Here is a 16331-nt window from a genome sequence, read left to right on the forward strand (position 1 = left end):
CGGCCTCCGCCGATCGCTAGAGCGGAGAAAAGCTGCGGGCGCGCCGTGCGAAACAGCTACGTCGCGCTCTCATGTTTCACGCAATGCTCGAACATTCGTTCGCGCGATCGCGTTCCATCCTGACACCGAGCTGAATTGCATGAACCGCTGCGAACAATCTCTGCGTCGCGCGATGTCGTGATCGCGTATCGGTGGACAAATTCACAACGGGTTCATGTCGGCGCGCCTATTCGACTCCACGAGCTGGGGGAAAAGATTGGAGTAAGTGCCATGCGCCGCATCGCCGGACTGCCTCTCGCCTTAGCTCTCAGCCTCTGTTGTCTCTCGCCGCCCCACGCCGCCCGCGCGCAGATCGCGATCGGCATCGGCATCAGCGTCGATGTGGCCCCGCCGCCATTGCCCGTCTACGATCAACCGCCGATCCCCGGCGACGGCTACATCTGGACTCCGGGTTATTGGGCATGGAGCGACGACATCGGTTACTACTGGGTGCCCGGCACGTGGGTGCTGCCGCCCGCGCCCGAATTGCTATGGACGCCCGGCTATTGGGGCTGGAACGATGGCGTCTACGCCTTCCACGCCGGATACTGGGGAGCAACCGTCGGCTTCTACGGCGGCATCTCCTATGGCTTCGGCTACACCGGCCTCGGCTATGACGGCGGCTACTGGCGCGGCGGCAGCTTCTTCTACAACCGCACCGTCAACAACATCACCAATGTCTCGGTCACCAACGTCTACAACAAGACCGTCATCAACAACACGACCAACATCAGCTACAATGGCGGCACCGGCGGCACCACCGTGAGGCCAACGCCGCAGCAGCTCGCGGCGATGAGCGAGCATCACGTGGCGCCGACCAGCGAGCAGACGCGGCACGCGGAAGCAGCGATGAAGGACCCTGCGCTGACGCTCGCCAACAACCATGGTCATCCGGCAGTCGCCGCGACCGCGCACGCCGCACGGTTCAGCGGTGCCGGCGTGATCGCCGCGCATCCGGGCAAGCCGATCGCGGCGCCGCCGCCGCGACATGCGCAACCCACGACGGCAAACACCGTGCCTCCTGGACACGCTTTGCCGTCGGGCAACGCCTTGCCGCCAGTGCACGCTCCACCGGCAGAGCACGCTCCGACGACGGGCAACACTCCGCCAGCGGGACACGCGCTCCCGACAGGAAATGCGCTGCCGGCGGTGCACACTCCGCCGACAGAACATGCTCAAACGACGACGCACACGCTACCGACGGGCCACACATCACCCGGCGCTGGTAACCATCCCGCACCGGCACCGCATGTCGCGGCTCCGGCCGCGCATGCGCCAAGACCGCAATTCGCACAGCACTCTCCGCCTGCGCCGCGCGCGGTCGCGCATCCGCCGGTACCGCACGTCGCGCGTCCGGCCGTTCACCGTCCTGCACCGCCGCCCCGGCGCCCGCCGCCGCATGTGTCACGGCCAGCACCGCGGCCACACCCTGCGCCACGGTCGCATCCCGCACCCAAGCCGCGCCCGGCGCCGCACAGGCACTGACCCTTCGGCTCATCGGCGTGCCTGCAAGGCACGCCGATGTCGGACGCGAGCCCAAGTAGCGGGCCGCGACATAATCATGAGATTCCGGGCGGGCCTTCAGACGTTGACACCGCGTCGTTCGCCAGTCATCCCCCGGCCCACGGCTGTCCGGATCGGCCGCGGCTCATGCCGGCGTGGCGACGCCGGCATGAGAGATCCGGGTCAGTATCGGGATCCTGTACTCGCTCGATTTTTCTGAGACCCAGAGCAGCTTGCGGACCGAATTGATGTTCAGGAAGAACTCGCCGTAGGGCCAACCTTCCCTCTCCTGGAGCACGACCTTCATCCGTGCGGTGAAGCGACCTTCCTCGGGAACGATAACTCCCCGCAACATCAGCAGCTCGCCGATCACGGCGGCCCGGTCGGGCAGGGCTGGATGCGCATGCGGCTCGTAACCGAAGCATTGTTCGAGCCTGCGCAGCAGCCGGGTCGTTGGATCGCCTCGCGAGAGCAGCGCCAACTCCCGGGTCGGATGGCCGCGCGGAATGGTCCATTCCTGACGCTCCTTGAGGACCGGACCGCCAAACTTCGGCTCCCAGACCTCGACGGCATCCGTGTTACTGCCATCGGACAGAACGAGCACGAGACCAAACCCCGCCTGGTCGCCGTCGGAACCGGCCCTGGCGTCGATCCAGAGCTGCTGCTCCCATCGCCATTCGACGATATCGAATACGTACGCCTGAGAATCCGGGACGAAGCCTTCGGGGTCACCCGCCGGATCGGCTCCACCGACCCAATGCACCCCTTTGGGCAATCCACCGTAAAGTCCCTCCAAGGTCGGACCATGCTTCTGGGTCTTGGGCTTGAACCAGTCGAACAATCCCATTCGACGTCTCCGGAGACTGTGCCAATCGGTAATGTCTCCGGTCAGAGCACACCCAAGCCTCGCGCGCAAGTTGTATCAACGCTGCGAAACGCCCGTCACCCGCGGGCCGGTCGGATTGGCGTCACGCCAAATTATCCGCTGCATCGCTGATTCCCGCATAGATTTCCTGAAGATCCGCCTCGGTGACGCAGTAAGGCGGCATGACGTAGATCGTGTTGCCGAGCGGGCGCAGCAGCAGGTTTCGGCGTTCGAAGAAGGCCAGGAGCCTGGGGCCGATGCCGGCGAGATAGCCGGCATCGCTGGCCTTCAGGTCGAGTGCGGTGATGGTCCCGGTGCGGCGAACGTTTTCGAAACGTGCATCGGCGCGGAATGGCCCGATCAGATGCTCCTGCATCGCGGCGACCGACGCAACACGCTCGCCGGCGCCGTGCTGCCAGAGCTCGAGATTCGCGCGCGCCGCGGCGCAAGCGACCGGGTTTGCCGTGTAGGAGCTGGAATGGAAGAACATCCGCGAACGGTCGCTGGAGTAATGCGCGTCGTAGATCTCGGCACGGCACAGCGTCACCGCGAGCGGCAATGATCCGCCGGTCAGCCCCTTGGAGTAGCAGGCTATATCCGGCCTGACATCGGCCTGCTCGCATGCGAACAAGGTGCCGGTGCGGCCCCAGCCGGTCATCACCTCATCGGCGATGAACAGCACATTCGAGGCCTCGCAGATGCGCTTCATCTCCTTGAGCACCCAGGCGGGATACATCAGCATGCCGCCGGCGCCCAGGATCAGGGGTTCGACGATGAAGGCTGCCGCGGCTTCGTCCTTGCACGCGGCTTCGAGCGCATCGAGCGTCGCCTGCTCATGACCGGCCGCAGGAAACGGGATCGACGCGACGTCGAACAGCAGCGGCTCATAGGCCCTGTTGAACACCCCGCGCGCACCGACCGACATCGTCCCGACCGTGTCGCCGTGGTAGGAGTGTTGCATCACGATGATCCGCGTGCGCGGCACGCCGATATTGTGCCAATAGCCGAGCGCCATTTTCAGCGCCACTTCGACGCTGGTCGAGCCAGAGTCGGAGAAGAACACGTGGTCTAGTCCTTCAGGCGTCAGCTTCAGCAATTGCGCGGCCACCTGCTCGGCCGGGTCGTGGGTATAGCCGGCGAAGATGATCTGGTTGAGCTGCTCGGCCTGCTGCTGGATCGCGCGCACGATATGCGGATGGCAATGGCCATGGGTCACCACCCACCAGGACGCGATCGCATCGATGATGCGGCGATCATCGGCGGTGTAGAGATAGGCGCCCTCGCCGCGCACGATCTTCGTCATCGCGCCGTGCAGCGCGTGCTGGGTGAACGGGTGCCAGATCGGCGACGTCGGCGAGCGCATCATGGGTTGAAATCTTCGCGCCGGAATGCATCGCTGAATGCCGCTTGCAGCGTGTCCGCCGTGAGCGGCGACAGCAGCGGCAGCCGGCCGAGCCGGCGCACCCGCCCGAACGCGCAGATCGCGCGCTCGCTTTCGGGATTGCTGTCGCCAATGAACGCAATGCCGAGGATGTCGATCCGGCGCTTGCGCAATGCCTCGACCGACAACAGCGAATGATTGATGGTGCCAAGTGCGGTGCGGGCACAGAGCACGACCGGAAGCCGCCATCGCTCGAAGATGTCGATGTAGAGCGTGTCGTCGTTCAGCGGCACCATCAGCCCGCCGGCGCCTTCGATCACCAGCCGCCGGTCTCCCGATGTCGGCACGTCGAGCGCGACGGGATCGATGCGCACCCCGTCGATCGCGGCGGACTGATGCGGCGACGCCGGCGTTCGAAGCCGGTAGCGTTCCGGCACGATGCGATCGGCCGGGATGCCGCCAAGCCGGGCAACCAATTGCGCATCGGTTTCCTCGTCGAGGCCAGACTGGACCGGCTTCCAGTAACTCGCGTCGAGGAAGCCGGCGAGGCCTGCGGAGAAGATGGTCTTGCCAATTCCGGTGTCGGTGCCGGTCACCACGATCGCGTTGCTCATTGCGGCCATCCATTGGTCTCCACGACGAGCGCGTCGAGCAGCGCGCGCACATCGTCCTCGTCGACATTGAGGGTCAGCGCAATCCGCAACCGCGCGGTGCCTGTCGGCACGGTTGGCGGCCGGATGCCCCTGATATCGAAGCCGCGCGCCTGTAGCGCGGAAGCGAGCTGCATCGCGCGTGCATTGTCGCCGACGATATAGGGCACGATCTGCGAGCGCGACGGGCTGCGCCAGCCGCGCGCTTCGAGCTCGCGATGGGTGAACGCAACAAGGCTAGCCAGGCGCTGTTGACGCTCGGGCTCCTCTTGCAGGATCAAGAGCGCCTCGCGCACGGCCACGGCGGTCAGCGGCGACGGCGCGGTGGCGAAGATGAACGGGCGGCAGCGATTGACCATGAAATCGCGCAGCACGGTCGGGGCCGTGACCAGCGCGCCCGCCGCGCCCAGCGCCTTGCCGCAGGTGTGGACGATCACGAGGTTCTCGCGGCCCTCATAGGGAGCCGTGAGCCCGCGCCCCTGCTCGCCATAGACGCCGGTGCCGTGCGCCTCATCGACCATCAGGAAGGCATCGTGCCGGTCGGCGATGGCGATGAGGTCGTCGAGCGGCGCGATGTCGCCATCCATGCTGTAGACGCTCTCGACCACGATCCAGACCCGGCCCGTTCCACCCTCGGCGCGCCAGCCGCGAATGGTGTCCTCGACCGACTGCGGATCGTTGTGGCCGCTGAAGCGGAATTCGGCCCGGCCGGCCCGCGCGCCCTCGTGGATGCTCGCATGCACCAAGGCGTCGAGCACGAGCAGGTCGCCACGCTGCGGCAACGTCGTCAGCACCGCGAAATTGGCGACATAGCCGCCACCGAAGAACAGCGCGGTCTCGGCGCGGAAGAACGCGGCGGCTTCAGTCTCCAGCCTCTCGTGCTCCTCGCAATTGCCTCGCAGCAGCCGCGAACCGCCGGCGCCGACCGGCGTGCCGGCCTCGAGCGCGGCCGCAACCGCCTGCTTGATGCGCGGTGCGGTCGCGAGCGCCAGATAATCGTTCGAGACGAAATCGATGCCCACGCGCGGCTTGAGACCGCGCAGCCGATCGTCCTTGCTCAGGGCGTGCAAGGCCGCGGCGTAATCAGCGGCGTTGGCCGCATGGATTGCGCTCATGCTTCACTCACAGATTTGCAGTTGGTCGCGCGGCGAATGACGCCGCGCGCGTGCTGGAGGTTGCGATCAGGCGAGGCGGGAGGTGATGCCGAGCCGGTCCAGCAGATCGGCGTCGCGATCGCGCTGCGGGTTCTTGGTGGTCAGCAGCACGTCGCCGATGAAGATCGAGTTCGCGCCGGCCAGGAAGCACATCGCCTGCAACTCGTCGGTCATGTACTGCCGTCCGGCCGACAGCCGCACCACGCTTTGCGGCATCATGATCCGTGCTGTCGCGACCAGCCGCACCAGTGCGATCGGATCGGGACGCTCGGCGGTGTCGTTGACCGGCACGCCCTTGACCTCGTTCCACAGATTGATCGGCACGCTTTCAGGATGGCTGGGGAGATTGGCAAGCAGCATCAGCATGCCGAGCCGGTCCTCGACCTGTTCACCCATGCCGATGATGCCGCCGCAGCAGACCTTGATGCCGGCGTCACGCACATGCGCGAGCGTATCGATGCGATCCTGCAAGGTACGGGTGGTGATGATCTTGTCGTAGAATTCGGGCGAGGTATCGACATTGTGGTTGTAGAAATCGAGCCCGGCCCCGGAGAGGCGCTCGGCTTGCGTTGGCGTCAGCATGCCGAGCGTGACGCAGGTCTCCATGCCGAGCCCCTTCACCGCGCTGACCATGTCGCAGACCTGATCGAGATCGCGGTCCTTGGGACTGCGCCAGGCTGCGGCCATGCAGAAGCGGGTGGCGCCAGCATCCTTGGCGCGCTGCGCGACCGCGACCACCTCGTCCCGCGGCATCAGGCGGGTGGCTTTCAGTCCGGTGTCGTAATGCGCGCTCTGCGAGCAGTAGCCGCAGTCTTCCGGGCAACCGCCGGTCTTGATGCTGAGCAGGCTCGCGGTCTCGACGTGGTTCGGATTGAAGTTGGCGCGATGGACGCCCTGCGCCTGGAACATCAGGTCCGCGAACGGCAGATTGTAGAGCGCCTCGGCCTCGGCGCGCTGCCAGGTCTTGCGCGGTGCCGCGCCGGCGCGGCTTTCGGTGCGTTCGATCTCAACGACATCGACCATCGGGCTTGCTTTCTCGCTTGCTATGGATCATAGATAATCTGATATATTATCTATGATTATGGACTTAGAACGATGCTAGCTGACGCTGCGCGGGAGCGCATCCGTTTTTGTGATAGATAATCTATGATGAACGAAGGTGAGAATACGACGACCGCCGGACGCATCGCCGAGGCAATCGGCGAACGCATCATCAGCGGTGCGTTGCCGCCGGACGCCCCGCTCCGGCAGGATCATGTCGCGCGCGAATTCCATTCCAGCCACGTCCCGGTGCGCGAGGCCTTCAGGCAATTGGAGGCGCAGCATCTCGTCGTCGCCGTACCGCGCCGTGGCGTCCGGGTTGCGCCGCTCGACACCAAATCGGTGAAGGAGATCGCCGAGATGCGCGCCGCGCTGGAGGTGGTCGCGCTGCGCAACGCGGCGCCGAAATTCACGTCGGCCCAGCTGGCGCGGATCGAGGTCGCGCTGGTCGAAGGCGACAATGCCGAGACGGTCGAGGAATTCGAGATGGCCAATCGCGCCTTTCATCACGCGCTGGTGGCGCCGTGCGCGATGCCGCGCCTGCTTGCCAGCCTCGACGGGTTGCAGCTGGCGAATTCGCGCCTGGTGTTCGCGATGGCCCGCAACGCCGGCTGGCGGCCGCGGCCCAGCCAGGATCATCGCGTGATCCTGCAGGCGCTGCGCGCTCGCAACATCGAGCAAGCCTGCGGACTTCTGGCGCGGCATATCCAGACTATCGAGCGCCTTGCCCTGCCGGCGGCGTGATCGGAAGACACGCTAAAGCATGATCCGGAACCATGCGAAGCGGTTTGCCGAAAAGATCACGCGCGAACAAGAGGCTGAAGCGAGATGACGATTTGACCTCATCTCGCGTTAGGCGATCGCCACGATCTCCAGCTCCTGATCGCCTGACCCGACGACGTCGCCCTGGGCCTTGCCCATCAGCGCACGCGCCACCGGCGAGACGAACGAAATCGAGCCCGCCTTGGGATCAGCCTCGTCCTCACCGACGATGCGATAGGTCTGCACCCGGCCATCGGCGCGGCTGAACGTCACAGTGCTCCCGAAGGCAACGATTTCGGTCGAGGCAGGATCAGGCATCACCTGTGCCGTGCGCAGCCGTTCGGCAAAGTAACGTGCATCGCGCAACGGTGCAGCCGACTGGCGCCGCCGCTCGTTGACGTCCTCGACCAGCTGCGCGGCCTCATAGGCCGCGCGCGCCTCCCCGAGCTGCTGCTCCAGCGCCTTGCGCCCGGCTTCCGTCACCAGATTGGGATGTGACGAGATCGGACGGTCCGGCAATTGCGTCTCGGACGCGGTCTCGGCACTGTCTTCCTTGGTGAACGCAACGCTCAATCTCGAACTCCCTTTGGATCGAATTTGGAATCGGCTCGGGGCCTGAGGTCTCCAGCTCCTTGTATCAAACTAGCTCCGCCAGGGCGGCCAAGAAAGGGCACCAGCGCGGCAACAACGGCCCCCGAATGGTGCCCGACTGGAACTTTCAGAGGCCTGCGCCGTTTATCATCGGATCGATGTGACGACGCAAGGAGGCGGCCGGACAGCCGCCTTTTTGATTGCCGCAACGGCGGTTCGCCGCTCCTTCGCGGCGTCGGAGCCATGCCCTTGACCAATACGATTGATCGCTCGCAGCTTCAGAAGATCATTGCCGGCTTGAGCGAAGGCGTAATCATCATCGAGTCTGACCAGAGCATCACCTGGGCCAACGAATCCGCACTGCTGATGCATGGAGTCGAAACGCTGGACCAGCTCGGCACGACGGTCGACGAGTATCGCAACAACTTCGTGCTGCGCTACCGGAACAATCATCTGCTGACTGAAAATCAGTATCCTGCCGAGCGAGTGATCGCCGGCGAGGCCTTCGTGGATGTCGTGGTCGTGGTCGCGCCGCGCGACCACGACGGACAGAACGGCGAGAAGCCGGAATGGGTGCACCAGATCCGCAGTCTGGTCATCACCGATACCAAAGGCGATCCCGACTGCCTGGTGCTGGTGATCGCCGATGTCACCGAACGTTTTGCCGCCGAGGCCCGCTTCGAACGCACCTTCAACGCCAACCCGGCACCTGCCTTCATCTGCCGGCAGTCCGACCAGCTCCTCGTCAAGGTCAACCAGGGCTTCCTCGATATGATGGGCTACGCCCGGGATGACGTTTTTGGTCGCTCGATCGACGACATGGACCTGCTTGCAGAGGCGAAAGATCCGGAAACGACCCGCGAACGCGTTGCCGAGGGGAAGACAATTCCGCAGACGGAGACCGTGCTGCCGCTGCCTGCCGGCGGACGCAAACTCGTCATCATGGCGGGGCAGCCGATCGAGGTCGGCGAGGAGGCCTGCATGCTGTTCACGTTTGCGGATCTCGATGCGCGCGAGAAAGCGGAATCCGCATTGCGCCAGAGCGAGCAACGCTTTGCCAAGGCGTTCCAGCTTTCACCGGTACCGACCGCGCTGATGAAGGTAGACGGTCAGGCTTTCGTCAACATCAACGACGCGTTTGCCGGACAGTTCGGTTACGCCGAGGCCGAGCTGATCGGTCGCAGTCCCAGGGACATGAAGCTGTGGGCGCAGCCGGAGAGCCGGCACCGGTTCGAGGCCGGCATCGTCGAGTCCGGCCACGTCCACAAGCTCGAAGCTTGCTTGACGTGCAAGAACGGCAACGACCTCGACTGCATCGTTTCCGCCGAAACCGTCACCATCGCCGACCAGCTGTGCGTGCTGACCACATTCCTCGATATCACCGACCGCAAGCGTACGGAGCGCGAACTGGTGCAAGCGATCGACGCCGTCATGACTGATGCATCCTGGTTGAGCAAGGGCATTATGGAGAAACTCGCTGCGCTCCGCCGGCCAAGCAACACCCCGATCGAAATCCCCACGGCCAAGCTGACTGCACGCGAAAGCGAAGTGCTCGGCTTGATCTGCCACGGCGTGAGCGACGCAGCGATCAGCAAGCGCCTTTCGCTATCGTCCAACACGGTACGCAACCATGTGTCGGCGCTATACCGGAAACTCGGCGTTCATCGCCGCAGCGAAGCGGTGATCTGGGGCCGCGAGCACGGCTACATCTCAAAAAAGTAGCTCAACTAGTACAATTACATCAACGAACTAGTGCAACCCGTTCATTGCGGCAGGACGGGCATTCCCTACGTTTCCCGGGCGCAAAACGCGCGGCCACAACTCAGGAGTTTCGGATGGACAAGGATCGGATCAAAGGCACCGCCGAACAGGTCAAGGGCTCGATCAAGGAAGCCGTCGGCAAAGTCACTGGCAACGACAGACTCGAGATCGAGGGCAAGGCCGAGCAGATCGCCGGCAAGGCCCAGGCCGGGATCGGCAAGGCAAAGGACGCCGCGCGCGACGCCTTGAAGAAATAAGCACACCACCACGCAAGCATTGCATGGCTCGATGCCGGAAATCCCGGCATCGACCGGCGTCGAGGAGGAAGAGACGATGGATTCGGATCGTATCAAGGGAGCCGCCAAGGACCTTGGCGGCAGGATCGAGGAAACGTTCGGCCATGTTACCGGCAACCAGCAGACCCGAGCCGAAGGCGTAGCCCGGCAGATCGAAGGCAAGGGACAGAATCTCTACGGCCAGGCGAAGGATGGCATGCGCGACGCTGGCGATCTTGCCGGCAAGGCCTACGACGAGGGAAGTCATTATGTGAAACAGACCGCGCAGAGCGCCGGCGACACCGTCGGACGCTATCCGCTCTCCTCTCTCGTGCTGGCAGGAGCTGTCGGCTTTGTCGCCGGCATGCTGTTTCGCCGCGGCTAATCGGGAGCAAAGCGACATGATGTATGATGCCAACGCGGCACAATCCGCCGCGGATCCGGTTGCGCCGACACGAAGGACTTCAGGTCCGAATTCGAACGTGTCCTTTTCAGGCGTGTCTCGTTCAGGCGTGTCTTGGGGTGCGGTCTTCGCCGGCTCCGTCACCGCCCTGGTGACGCAAATCGCCTTGTCGACGCTGGGCCTTGGGCTCGGCTTCGCGAGCATCGATCCGGCATCGACCGGCTCGCCGAGTGCCGGCACGCTGTCGCTCGCCGCGGCGATCTGGTGGATCGGGGCCGGGCTGCTCGCCTCGTTGGCGGGAGGCTACGTCGCCGGCCGTTTGTGCGGCTGGGCGTTCGCGTCGAAAGGCGGGTACCACGGCTTGGTCTCGTGGGCCGCAGCAACCCTTGTCATGCTTTTTCTGCTTGGCTCGGCCGTGGGCGGAGTGGTCGGCGGCGCCTTTGGCGCGATGGGCGGCATCCTCGGCGGCGCGGGACGTGTCGTTGATAGCGCGGTCCACGCCGCCGTTCCCGTGCTAGCCGGGTCCGACAACCCGATGTCCGACATCGAGCGCCAGATCAAGTCGTCGGGCGCCAACCAGGACCCGGCACAACTTCGCGACAGCGCTCTCAACGCGATCCGCACGGCGTTGACCGGGGATCCCGCGCAGCAGCAGCAAGCGACCGATCAGGCGGCTCAGGCTCTGGCGCAAATGGAGGGCATCCCGGTCGACCAGGCCAAAACCAAGGTGCAGGACTATCAGCGCCAGTACACGCAAGCCGTTGCCGACGCCAAGCTGAAGGCAACCCAATTTGCCGACGCGGCAGCCAAGGCAACGTCTCGCGTCGCGCTGATCGCGTTCTTCGCACTGCTTCTCAGCGCCGTTGCAAGTGCCGCAGGCGGCCGCTTCGGCGCCGTGAAGACACGCGATGAGGAGCACGATCGAACAATTATTCGCTGAACATCGACATCGCAGGCAGGTCGCCTCGGCCTGCTCGCATCCGGGCGCAATGCCTACGGAGATTCAGCGGTGAGCAACAGACGTCACCGCGCATCAGGAAGGAAATGAAGATGGGTATCATCTGGACGATCATCATCGGCTTTGTTGCCGGCGTCATCGCGAAATTCATCATGCCAGGCCCGAACGAGCCCAGCGGCTTCATCATGACCACAGTGCTCGGTATCGTCGGGGCGGTTGTCGCCAACTTTCTCGGGCAAGCGCTCGGTTGGTACGGGCCCGGTCAAGGCGCGGGACTTGTCGGAGCCGTGGTCGGCGCGATCATCATCCTGTTCGTGTGGGGGGCGATCTCGAACCGGCGCGCCTATTGAGTCCGAAGCGTCACCGGGCACGCGTTGAGATCGAGCGCTGTCTCCCCGACGAATACAGCGCTCGTCTCCATTGAAGCCTGCGGCGTCGCAGTCCCTCGCATCGACACTTACGAGTGCGTCGTCGATTCCGAAGCAGGTCCCTTGCGGCCGAACCGGTTCTTCACCCCCTCGCGCCAGCCCTGGAAGGTGACGAACAGCATCGGCACCAGGAAGATGCCGATCGAGCTCGCCGCCAGCATGCCGCCGAACACCGCGGTGCCGACCGCGCGGCGGCTGATCTCCGCGGCACCGCTCGCGACCACCAGCGGCAGCAGGCCGAGGATGAAGGCGATCGAAGTCATCATCACCGCGCGGAAGCGCATCTGCGCGCCCGTCGTCGCGGCTTCCACGATCGGCTTGCCGGCCTCGCGCTGCTCCTTGGCGAATTCGACGATCAGGATGCCGTTCTTGGCGGCCAGCGCGATCAGCACCACCAGGCCGATCTGGCCGTAGAGATCGAGGTTCAGCCCCGCGAGCTTGATCGCAAGATAGGACCCGAACACGCCGACCGTCACCGACAGCAGCACGGGAATCGGAATCGTCCAGCTCTCATACAGCGCCACCAGGAACAGATAGGCAAACAGCACCGCCAGCGCGAGGATGATGCCGGTCTGTCCCGAAGCCGCCTGCTCCTGATAGGCGGTGCCGGTCCATTCATACGAGTAGCCGGCCGGCAACGTCGACTTCGAGAGATCGGCCATCGTCGCGATCGCAGTCCCCGACGACACGCCTGCCGCCGGGCTGCCGTTCACCGTGACCGAACGATAATTGTTGTAGCGCGTGATCACCTGCGGGCCGGTGACGATCCGCAAGCTTGCGATCGATCGGATCGGCACCATCTCGCCGCCGGTGTTGCGGACATATATCTGCCAGATGTCGGGAATGTCGCGGCGGTCGGCCGCATCGCCCTGCACGTTGACCTGCCAGGTGCGGCCAAACAGGTTGAAATTGTTGACGTAGATGCCGCCGAGCGTGGCTTGCAGCGCGGTGAAGACGTCGGCCATGTTGAGGCCGAGCGCCTGCGCCTTGGCGCGATCGATGTCGAGATAGACCGAAGGATTGGTCGCGGTGAAGGTCGAGAACACGCGGGTCAGATTGGGGTTGCGGTTGGCGGCGCCGATCAATCCGCCCATCACGCTGCTGAGCGAAGCCGGGTCCTGCCCTTCCAGCGCCTCGAGCTGATATTCGAAACCGCCTGATGTCGAGAGCCCGATGATCGGCGGCAAGTTGAACGGCAGCACCGAGGCCTGGCGGATCTGCGAACCTCCGACGAAGGTCTGCCCAATCGCGGCCTGCACCGATTCGGTCGTGGCCTTGCGGTCGGCGAACGCCTTCATGCGCGCCACCATGAAGGCGGAGTTCGGCTCGCTGGCACCGTCGAGCAGCGAGAAGCCGATGATCGACAGCACGTGGTCGACCGCCGGATTCTTCTTCAGCAATGCCTCGACCTGCTTGGTGACCTCGCTGGTGCGCGCCACCGACGCGCCGTCCGGCAATTGCACCGCGATGAAGAAGGCACCCTGGTCCTCCTCCGGCAGGAAGCCCGTCGGCGTGATCTTCGACACCCCGAACACCGCGCCGGCGAACACCAGCACCGCAACCAACGACAACACCGCGACGCGGACCAGCCGCTGCACCACGCCGGCGTAACCGTCGCGGACCCAGTCGATGCCGTCGAGCACCCGCCCCATGATGCCGCGCCGCGGACCACCATGGCGCAGGAACACCGCGCACAGCGCCGGCGACAGCGTCAGCGCATTCAGCGCCGAGATCACCATCGCGGCGCTGATCGTCACCGCGAACTGGCGGAACAGGGTGCCGGAAATGCCGGGGATGAACGCGATCGGCACGAACACCGAGAGCAGCACCAGCGAGATCGCGATGATCGGCGCGGTGATCTGCGTCATCGCCTTCTTGGTGGCGTCGGCCGGCGACAGCTCCGGCTCCTCCTCCATGACGCGTTCGACATTCTCGACCACGACGATGGCATCGTCGACCACGATGCCGATCGCCAGCACCATCGCCAGCAGCGACACCGTGTTGGCGGAATAGCCAAGCGCCAGCAGCACCGCGAAGGCGCCGATCAGGCTGACCGGAACCGCGACCGCCGGGATCACCGTGGCGCGCAGATTGCCGAGGAACAGGAACACCACGATCACGACGAGCACGAAGGCCTCGCCGAGCGTCTTGATCACTTCCTTGATCGTATCGGAGACGAAGGTCGTGGAATCGTACTGCACGAGATAGGTCAGGCCCGGCGGGAACCGCTCCGACAGTTTCGCCAGCGTGGCCTGCACGGCCTTCGCCGTGGTCACGGCATTGGCGCCGGGCGCGAGATAGATGCCCATCGGCACGCCGGGATTGCCATCGATCCGGGACTCCGAGTCCGAGTTCTGCGCACCGATTTCGACCGTTGCAACGTCCCGGATCCGCAGCACCGATCCGTCCGGATTGGCCCGCAGCACGATGTCGCCGAACTGCTTGGACGTCGTCAGGCGGCCCTGGGTCTGCACGTTGAACTGGAACTGCTGGTCGTTGCTGATCGGACGCGCGCCGATGCGGCCGACCGGCGCCTGCACGCTCTGGGCGCGGATCGCCGCGATCACGTCCGACGGTGCCAGATTGAGGCTGGTCAGCCGCTGGGTGTCGAACCAGATCCGCATCGAATAGTTCAGCTTGGCGAACAGCGACGCCTGCCCGACGCCCGGCGTGCGCGAGATCGCGTCAAGCACGTTGATGATAGCGTAGTTGGTGATGAACAGTGGATCCTGCTCGGCGCTCTTGCTGTACAGCACGATGAATTGCAGCACGGCCGAGGATTTCTTCTGCACGGTCAGGCCTTGCGCCTGCACCTCGGTCGGCAATTGCGCGAGCGCGCTCTGCACGCGGTTGTTGACGTTGACGGTATTGATGTCGGGGTCGGTGCCGAGCGCAAACGAGACCGTCAGCGTGTAGCTGCCGTCATTGCCGCTGGTCGACTTCATGTAGAGCATCTTGTCGACGCCGACGACCTGCGCTTCCAGCGGCTGGGCGACGCTCGATTCGACCACTTCGGCGGAAGCGCCGGGGAACACCGCCGAGACGGTGACCTGCGGCGGCACGATGTCCGGGAACTGGGCGACCGGGATCTGCATCAGCGCCAGCGCGCCCGCGATCGTGATCACGAACGCGATGACAATCGCAAGCCGCGGACGATCGACGAAAACAGCGGAGATCATGGGTTGTTGCCCGTCGATTTCGGCGTGCTGCTGGCGCCGCCGTCCGCCGAAACCTTCATGCTTGACTGGATCAAGGCGCTGGCAGGTCCCGGCACGACCACCTCGCCCGGCTTGACCTTCTGCAATCCCTCGACCACGACCTTGTCGCCGAGCGCGATGCCGCTCGTCACCGCTGCGATCGTCGAGGTCGACTGTCCAAGCTTGATCCGCCGTTGCTCGGCCTTGTTGTCCGCGCCGACGACGTAGACGTACTCGCCCTCCTGATCCGACAGCACCGCCGAGCGCGGGATCGCGAGCACCTCGACCGGCTGCACGCCTTCCAGCAGGACGGTCACGAACTCGTTGTCGGTGAGCTCGCGCACCGCACCGCCGGTCTCGGCGGAATTGTACAGCGACGGGTTTGGAATTGTGCCGCGGAGCGAGATGGTGTCGGTGTTCTGCGCGATCGTGTTGTTGACGAAATTCAGCTCGCCGGTCTTCTCATAGAGCCGGCCGTCCGGCAGGCGCAGCCGGATGACGACGGCCTTGAACCCGCCGCGTGTCACGTAGCGTTCGCGCAGCTCGAGCGACTCGCGCACCGACACGGGAAAGGTGACATACATCGGGTCCTGGCTGACGATGGTGGTCAGGGTTCCCGAACTCGGTGTCACGACGTTACCTTCGGTGACTGCGGTACGCCCGATCCTGCCGTCGATCGGCGAGCGGATCATGGTGTAGTCGAGATTGATCTGGGACAGGTCGACCTGCGCCTGGGCGGCCTGCACCTGCGCCTCGAGGCTCTGCTGGTTGGCGACTGCTGCGTCAACGCTCGATTGCTGGCCGGCCGGCCCGCCGAGCAGGGCCTTGGCGCGATCGGTGGTGAGCTTGGCGTTGACCAGCGTCGCCTGCAATTGGGCGACCTGTGCCTTCTTCGATGCGAGGTCGGCCTCGAACGGGCCGCGCTCGAGCTGATAGAGCAGGTCGCCGGCCTTGACCTCGGCGCCCTCGACGAAGTTCCGCTTCTCCAGAAAGGCCGTGACGCGTGCCACCACGTTGACGCGGTTTGGAGCCTCGACGCGCCCCAGGAACTCGTTGGATTCGGTGATCGGCCGCTTTACCGCCTCGAACACACCGACGGCCGGAGGTCCGGGCGGCCCCGCCTGCGCATGGCCTGCCGTAACTCCCGCGACCACCAATCCCGCCGATATTAGAAGCCTCGCCAATCCACCGCAGCTTCGTTCCGCACCACTCATGCTGCTCAACCCTTCGGCTAACAAGCTCTACGAGACGGATATGACGTCGACGTGCCCAGACCCGGGAAGGTCAGGGATCGGCAAGATGCGTTGCAGCAAATCATAATGG

The 16331-nt window shown here is 64.7% G+C and carries 15 protein-coding genes; 7 read left to right on the top strand and 8 right to left on the bottom strand.

Annotated features, from left to right (window positions below; translation table 11 throughout):
* Positions 1-270: 270 nt before the first annotated feature.
* Positions 271-1524, top strand: coding sequence for a YXWGXW repeat-containing protein (locus tag CWS35_RS39800; RefSeq protein WP_210202769.1), 1254 nt, complete (start codon positions 271-273; stop codon positions 1522-1524).
* A 163-nt stretch (positions 1525-1687) separates the two neighbouring features.
* Here CWS35_RS39800 and CWS35_RS04875 read toward each other — a convergent pair whose 3' ends face one another.
* From CWS35_RS04875 to bioB, 5 genes are all read right to left on the bottom strand, one after another.
* Positions 1688-2389 carry a hypothetical protein gene (locus CWS35_RS04875; protein WP_024584501.1) on the bottom strand — a complete coding sequence of 234 codons (702 nt, stop codon included), beginning with the start codon at positions 2387-2389 and terminating at the stop codon, positions 1688-1690.
* Between the two features lie 121 nt (positions 2390-2510).
* Positions 2511-3773: an adenosylmethionine--8-amino-7-oxononanoate transaminase gene (locus CWS35_RS04880; RefSeq protein ID WP_100951077.1), complete on the bottom strand. Its 1263-nt coding sequence runs from the start codon at positions 3771-3773 to the stop codon at positions 2511-2513.
* Complete coding sequence (bioD, locus tag CWS35_RS04885) at positions 3770-4402, bottom strand: dethiobiotin synthase (RefSeq protein ID WP_100951079.1); 633 nt, start codon at positions 4400-4402, stop codon at positions 3770-3772. The genes CWS35_RS04880 and bioD overlap by 4 nt, the downstream gene beginning before the upstream one ends.
* Complete coding sequence (locus CWS35_RS04890; protein ID WP_100951081.1) at positions 4399-5553, bottom strand: 8-amino-7-oxononanoate synthase; 1155 nt, start codon at positions 5551-5553, stop codon at positions 4399-4401. The genes bioD and CWS35_RS04890 overlap by 4 nt, the downstream gene beginning before the upstream one ends.
* Before the next feature lie 66 nt (positions 5554-5619).
* Positions 5620-6615, bottom strand: a complete 996-nt coding sequence (gene bioB, locus CWS35_RS04895; RefSeq protein WP_100951083.1) for a biotin synthase BioB — start codon at positions 6613-6615, stop codon at positions 5620-5622.
* 123 nt (positions 6616-6738) lie between these two features.
* On the opposite strand from bioB, the gene CWS35_RS04900 reads away from it, so the two are divergent.
* A complete protein-coding gene (locus CWS35_RS04900) occupies positions 6739-7377 on the top strand; it encodes a GntR family transcriptional regulator (RefSeq protein ID WP_024584506.1) in 639 nt (212 codons plus the stop codon).
* A 108-nt stretch (positions 7378-7485) separates the two neighbouring features.
* On the opposite strand, the gene greA is transcribed toward CWS35_RS04900, so the two are convergent.
* The gene (gene greA / locus CWS35_RS04905; RefSeq protein WP_100951085.1) at positions 7486-7968 is read right to left on the bottom strand and encodes a transcription elongation factor GreA; all 483 of its coding nucleotides are present in this window, start codon (positions 7966-7968) and stop codon (positions 7486-7488) included.
* Between the two features lie 267 nt (positions 7969-8235).
* Between greA and CWS35_RS04910 the strand changes: the two genes are divergently transcribed.
* The 5 genes from CWS35_RS04910 (at position 8236) to CWS35_RS04930 (ending at position 11733) form a co-directional block, all read left to right on the top strand.
* Entirely contained in the window at positions 8236-9708 is a 1473-nt protein-coding gene (locus CWS35_RS04910; protein WP_100956032.1) for a helix-turn-helix transcriptional regulator, read from the top strand.
* 113 nt (positions 9709-9821) lie between these two features.
* A complete protein-coding gene (locus tag CWS35_RS04915) occupies positions 9822-10004 on the top strand; it encodes a CsbD family protein (RefSeq protein ID WP_024584509.1) in 183 nt (60 codons plus the stop codon).
* Positions 10005-10035: 31 nt separating this feature from the next.
* The gene (locus tag CWS35_RS04920) at positions 10036-10407 is read left to right on the top strand and encodes a CsbD family protein (protein ID WP_052506872.1); all 372 of its coding nucleotides are present in this window, start codon (positions 10036-10038) and stop codon (positions 10405-10407) included.
* 16 nt (positions 10408-10423) lie between these two features.
* The gene (locus CWS35_RS04925) at positions 10424-11365 is read left to right on the top strand and encodes a PhnA-like protein (RefSeq protein ID WP_245438875.1); all 942 of its coding nucleotides are present in this window, start codon (positions 10424-10426) and stop codon (positions 11363-11365) included.
* Between the two features lie 110 nt (positions 11366-11475).
* Complete coding sequence (locus tag CWS35_RS04930) at positions 11476-11733, top strand: GlsB/YeaQ/YmgE family stress response membrane protein (RefSeq protein WP_024584512.1); 258 nt, start codon at positions 11476-11478, stop codon at positions 11731-11733.
* A gap of 107 nt (positions 11734-11840) precedes the next feature.
* Here the strand turns inward: CWS35_RS04930 and CWS35_RS04935 are convergent, their stop codons facing one another.
* Positions 11841-14990, bottom strand: coding sequence for an efflux RND transporter permease subunit (locus tag CWS35_RS04935; RefSeq protein ID WP_100951087.1), 3150 nt, complete (start codon positions 14988-14990; stop codon positions 11841-11843).
* Complete coding sequence (locus CWS35_RS04940; protein WP_245438877.1) at positions 14987-16222, bottom strand: efflux RND transporter periplasmic adaptor subunit; 1236 nt, start codon at positions 16220-16222, stop codon at positions 14987-14989. Before CWS35_RS04940 ends, CWS35_RS04935 begins: the two co-directional genes overlap by 4 nt.
* Positions 16223-16331: the final 109 nt, after the last annotated feature.

Origin of the sequence: Bradyrhizobium sp. SK17 (assembly GCF_002831585.1) — a bacterium.
In the GTDB taxonomy this organism is placed as follows: Bacteria; Pseudomonadota; Alphaproteobacteria; order Rhizobiales; family Xanthobacteraceae; genus Bradyrhizobium.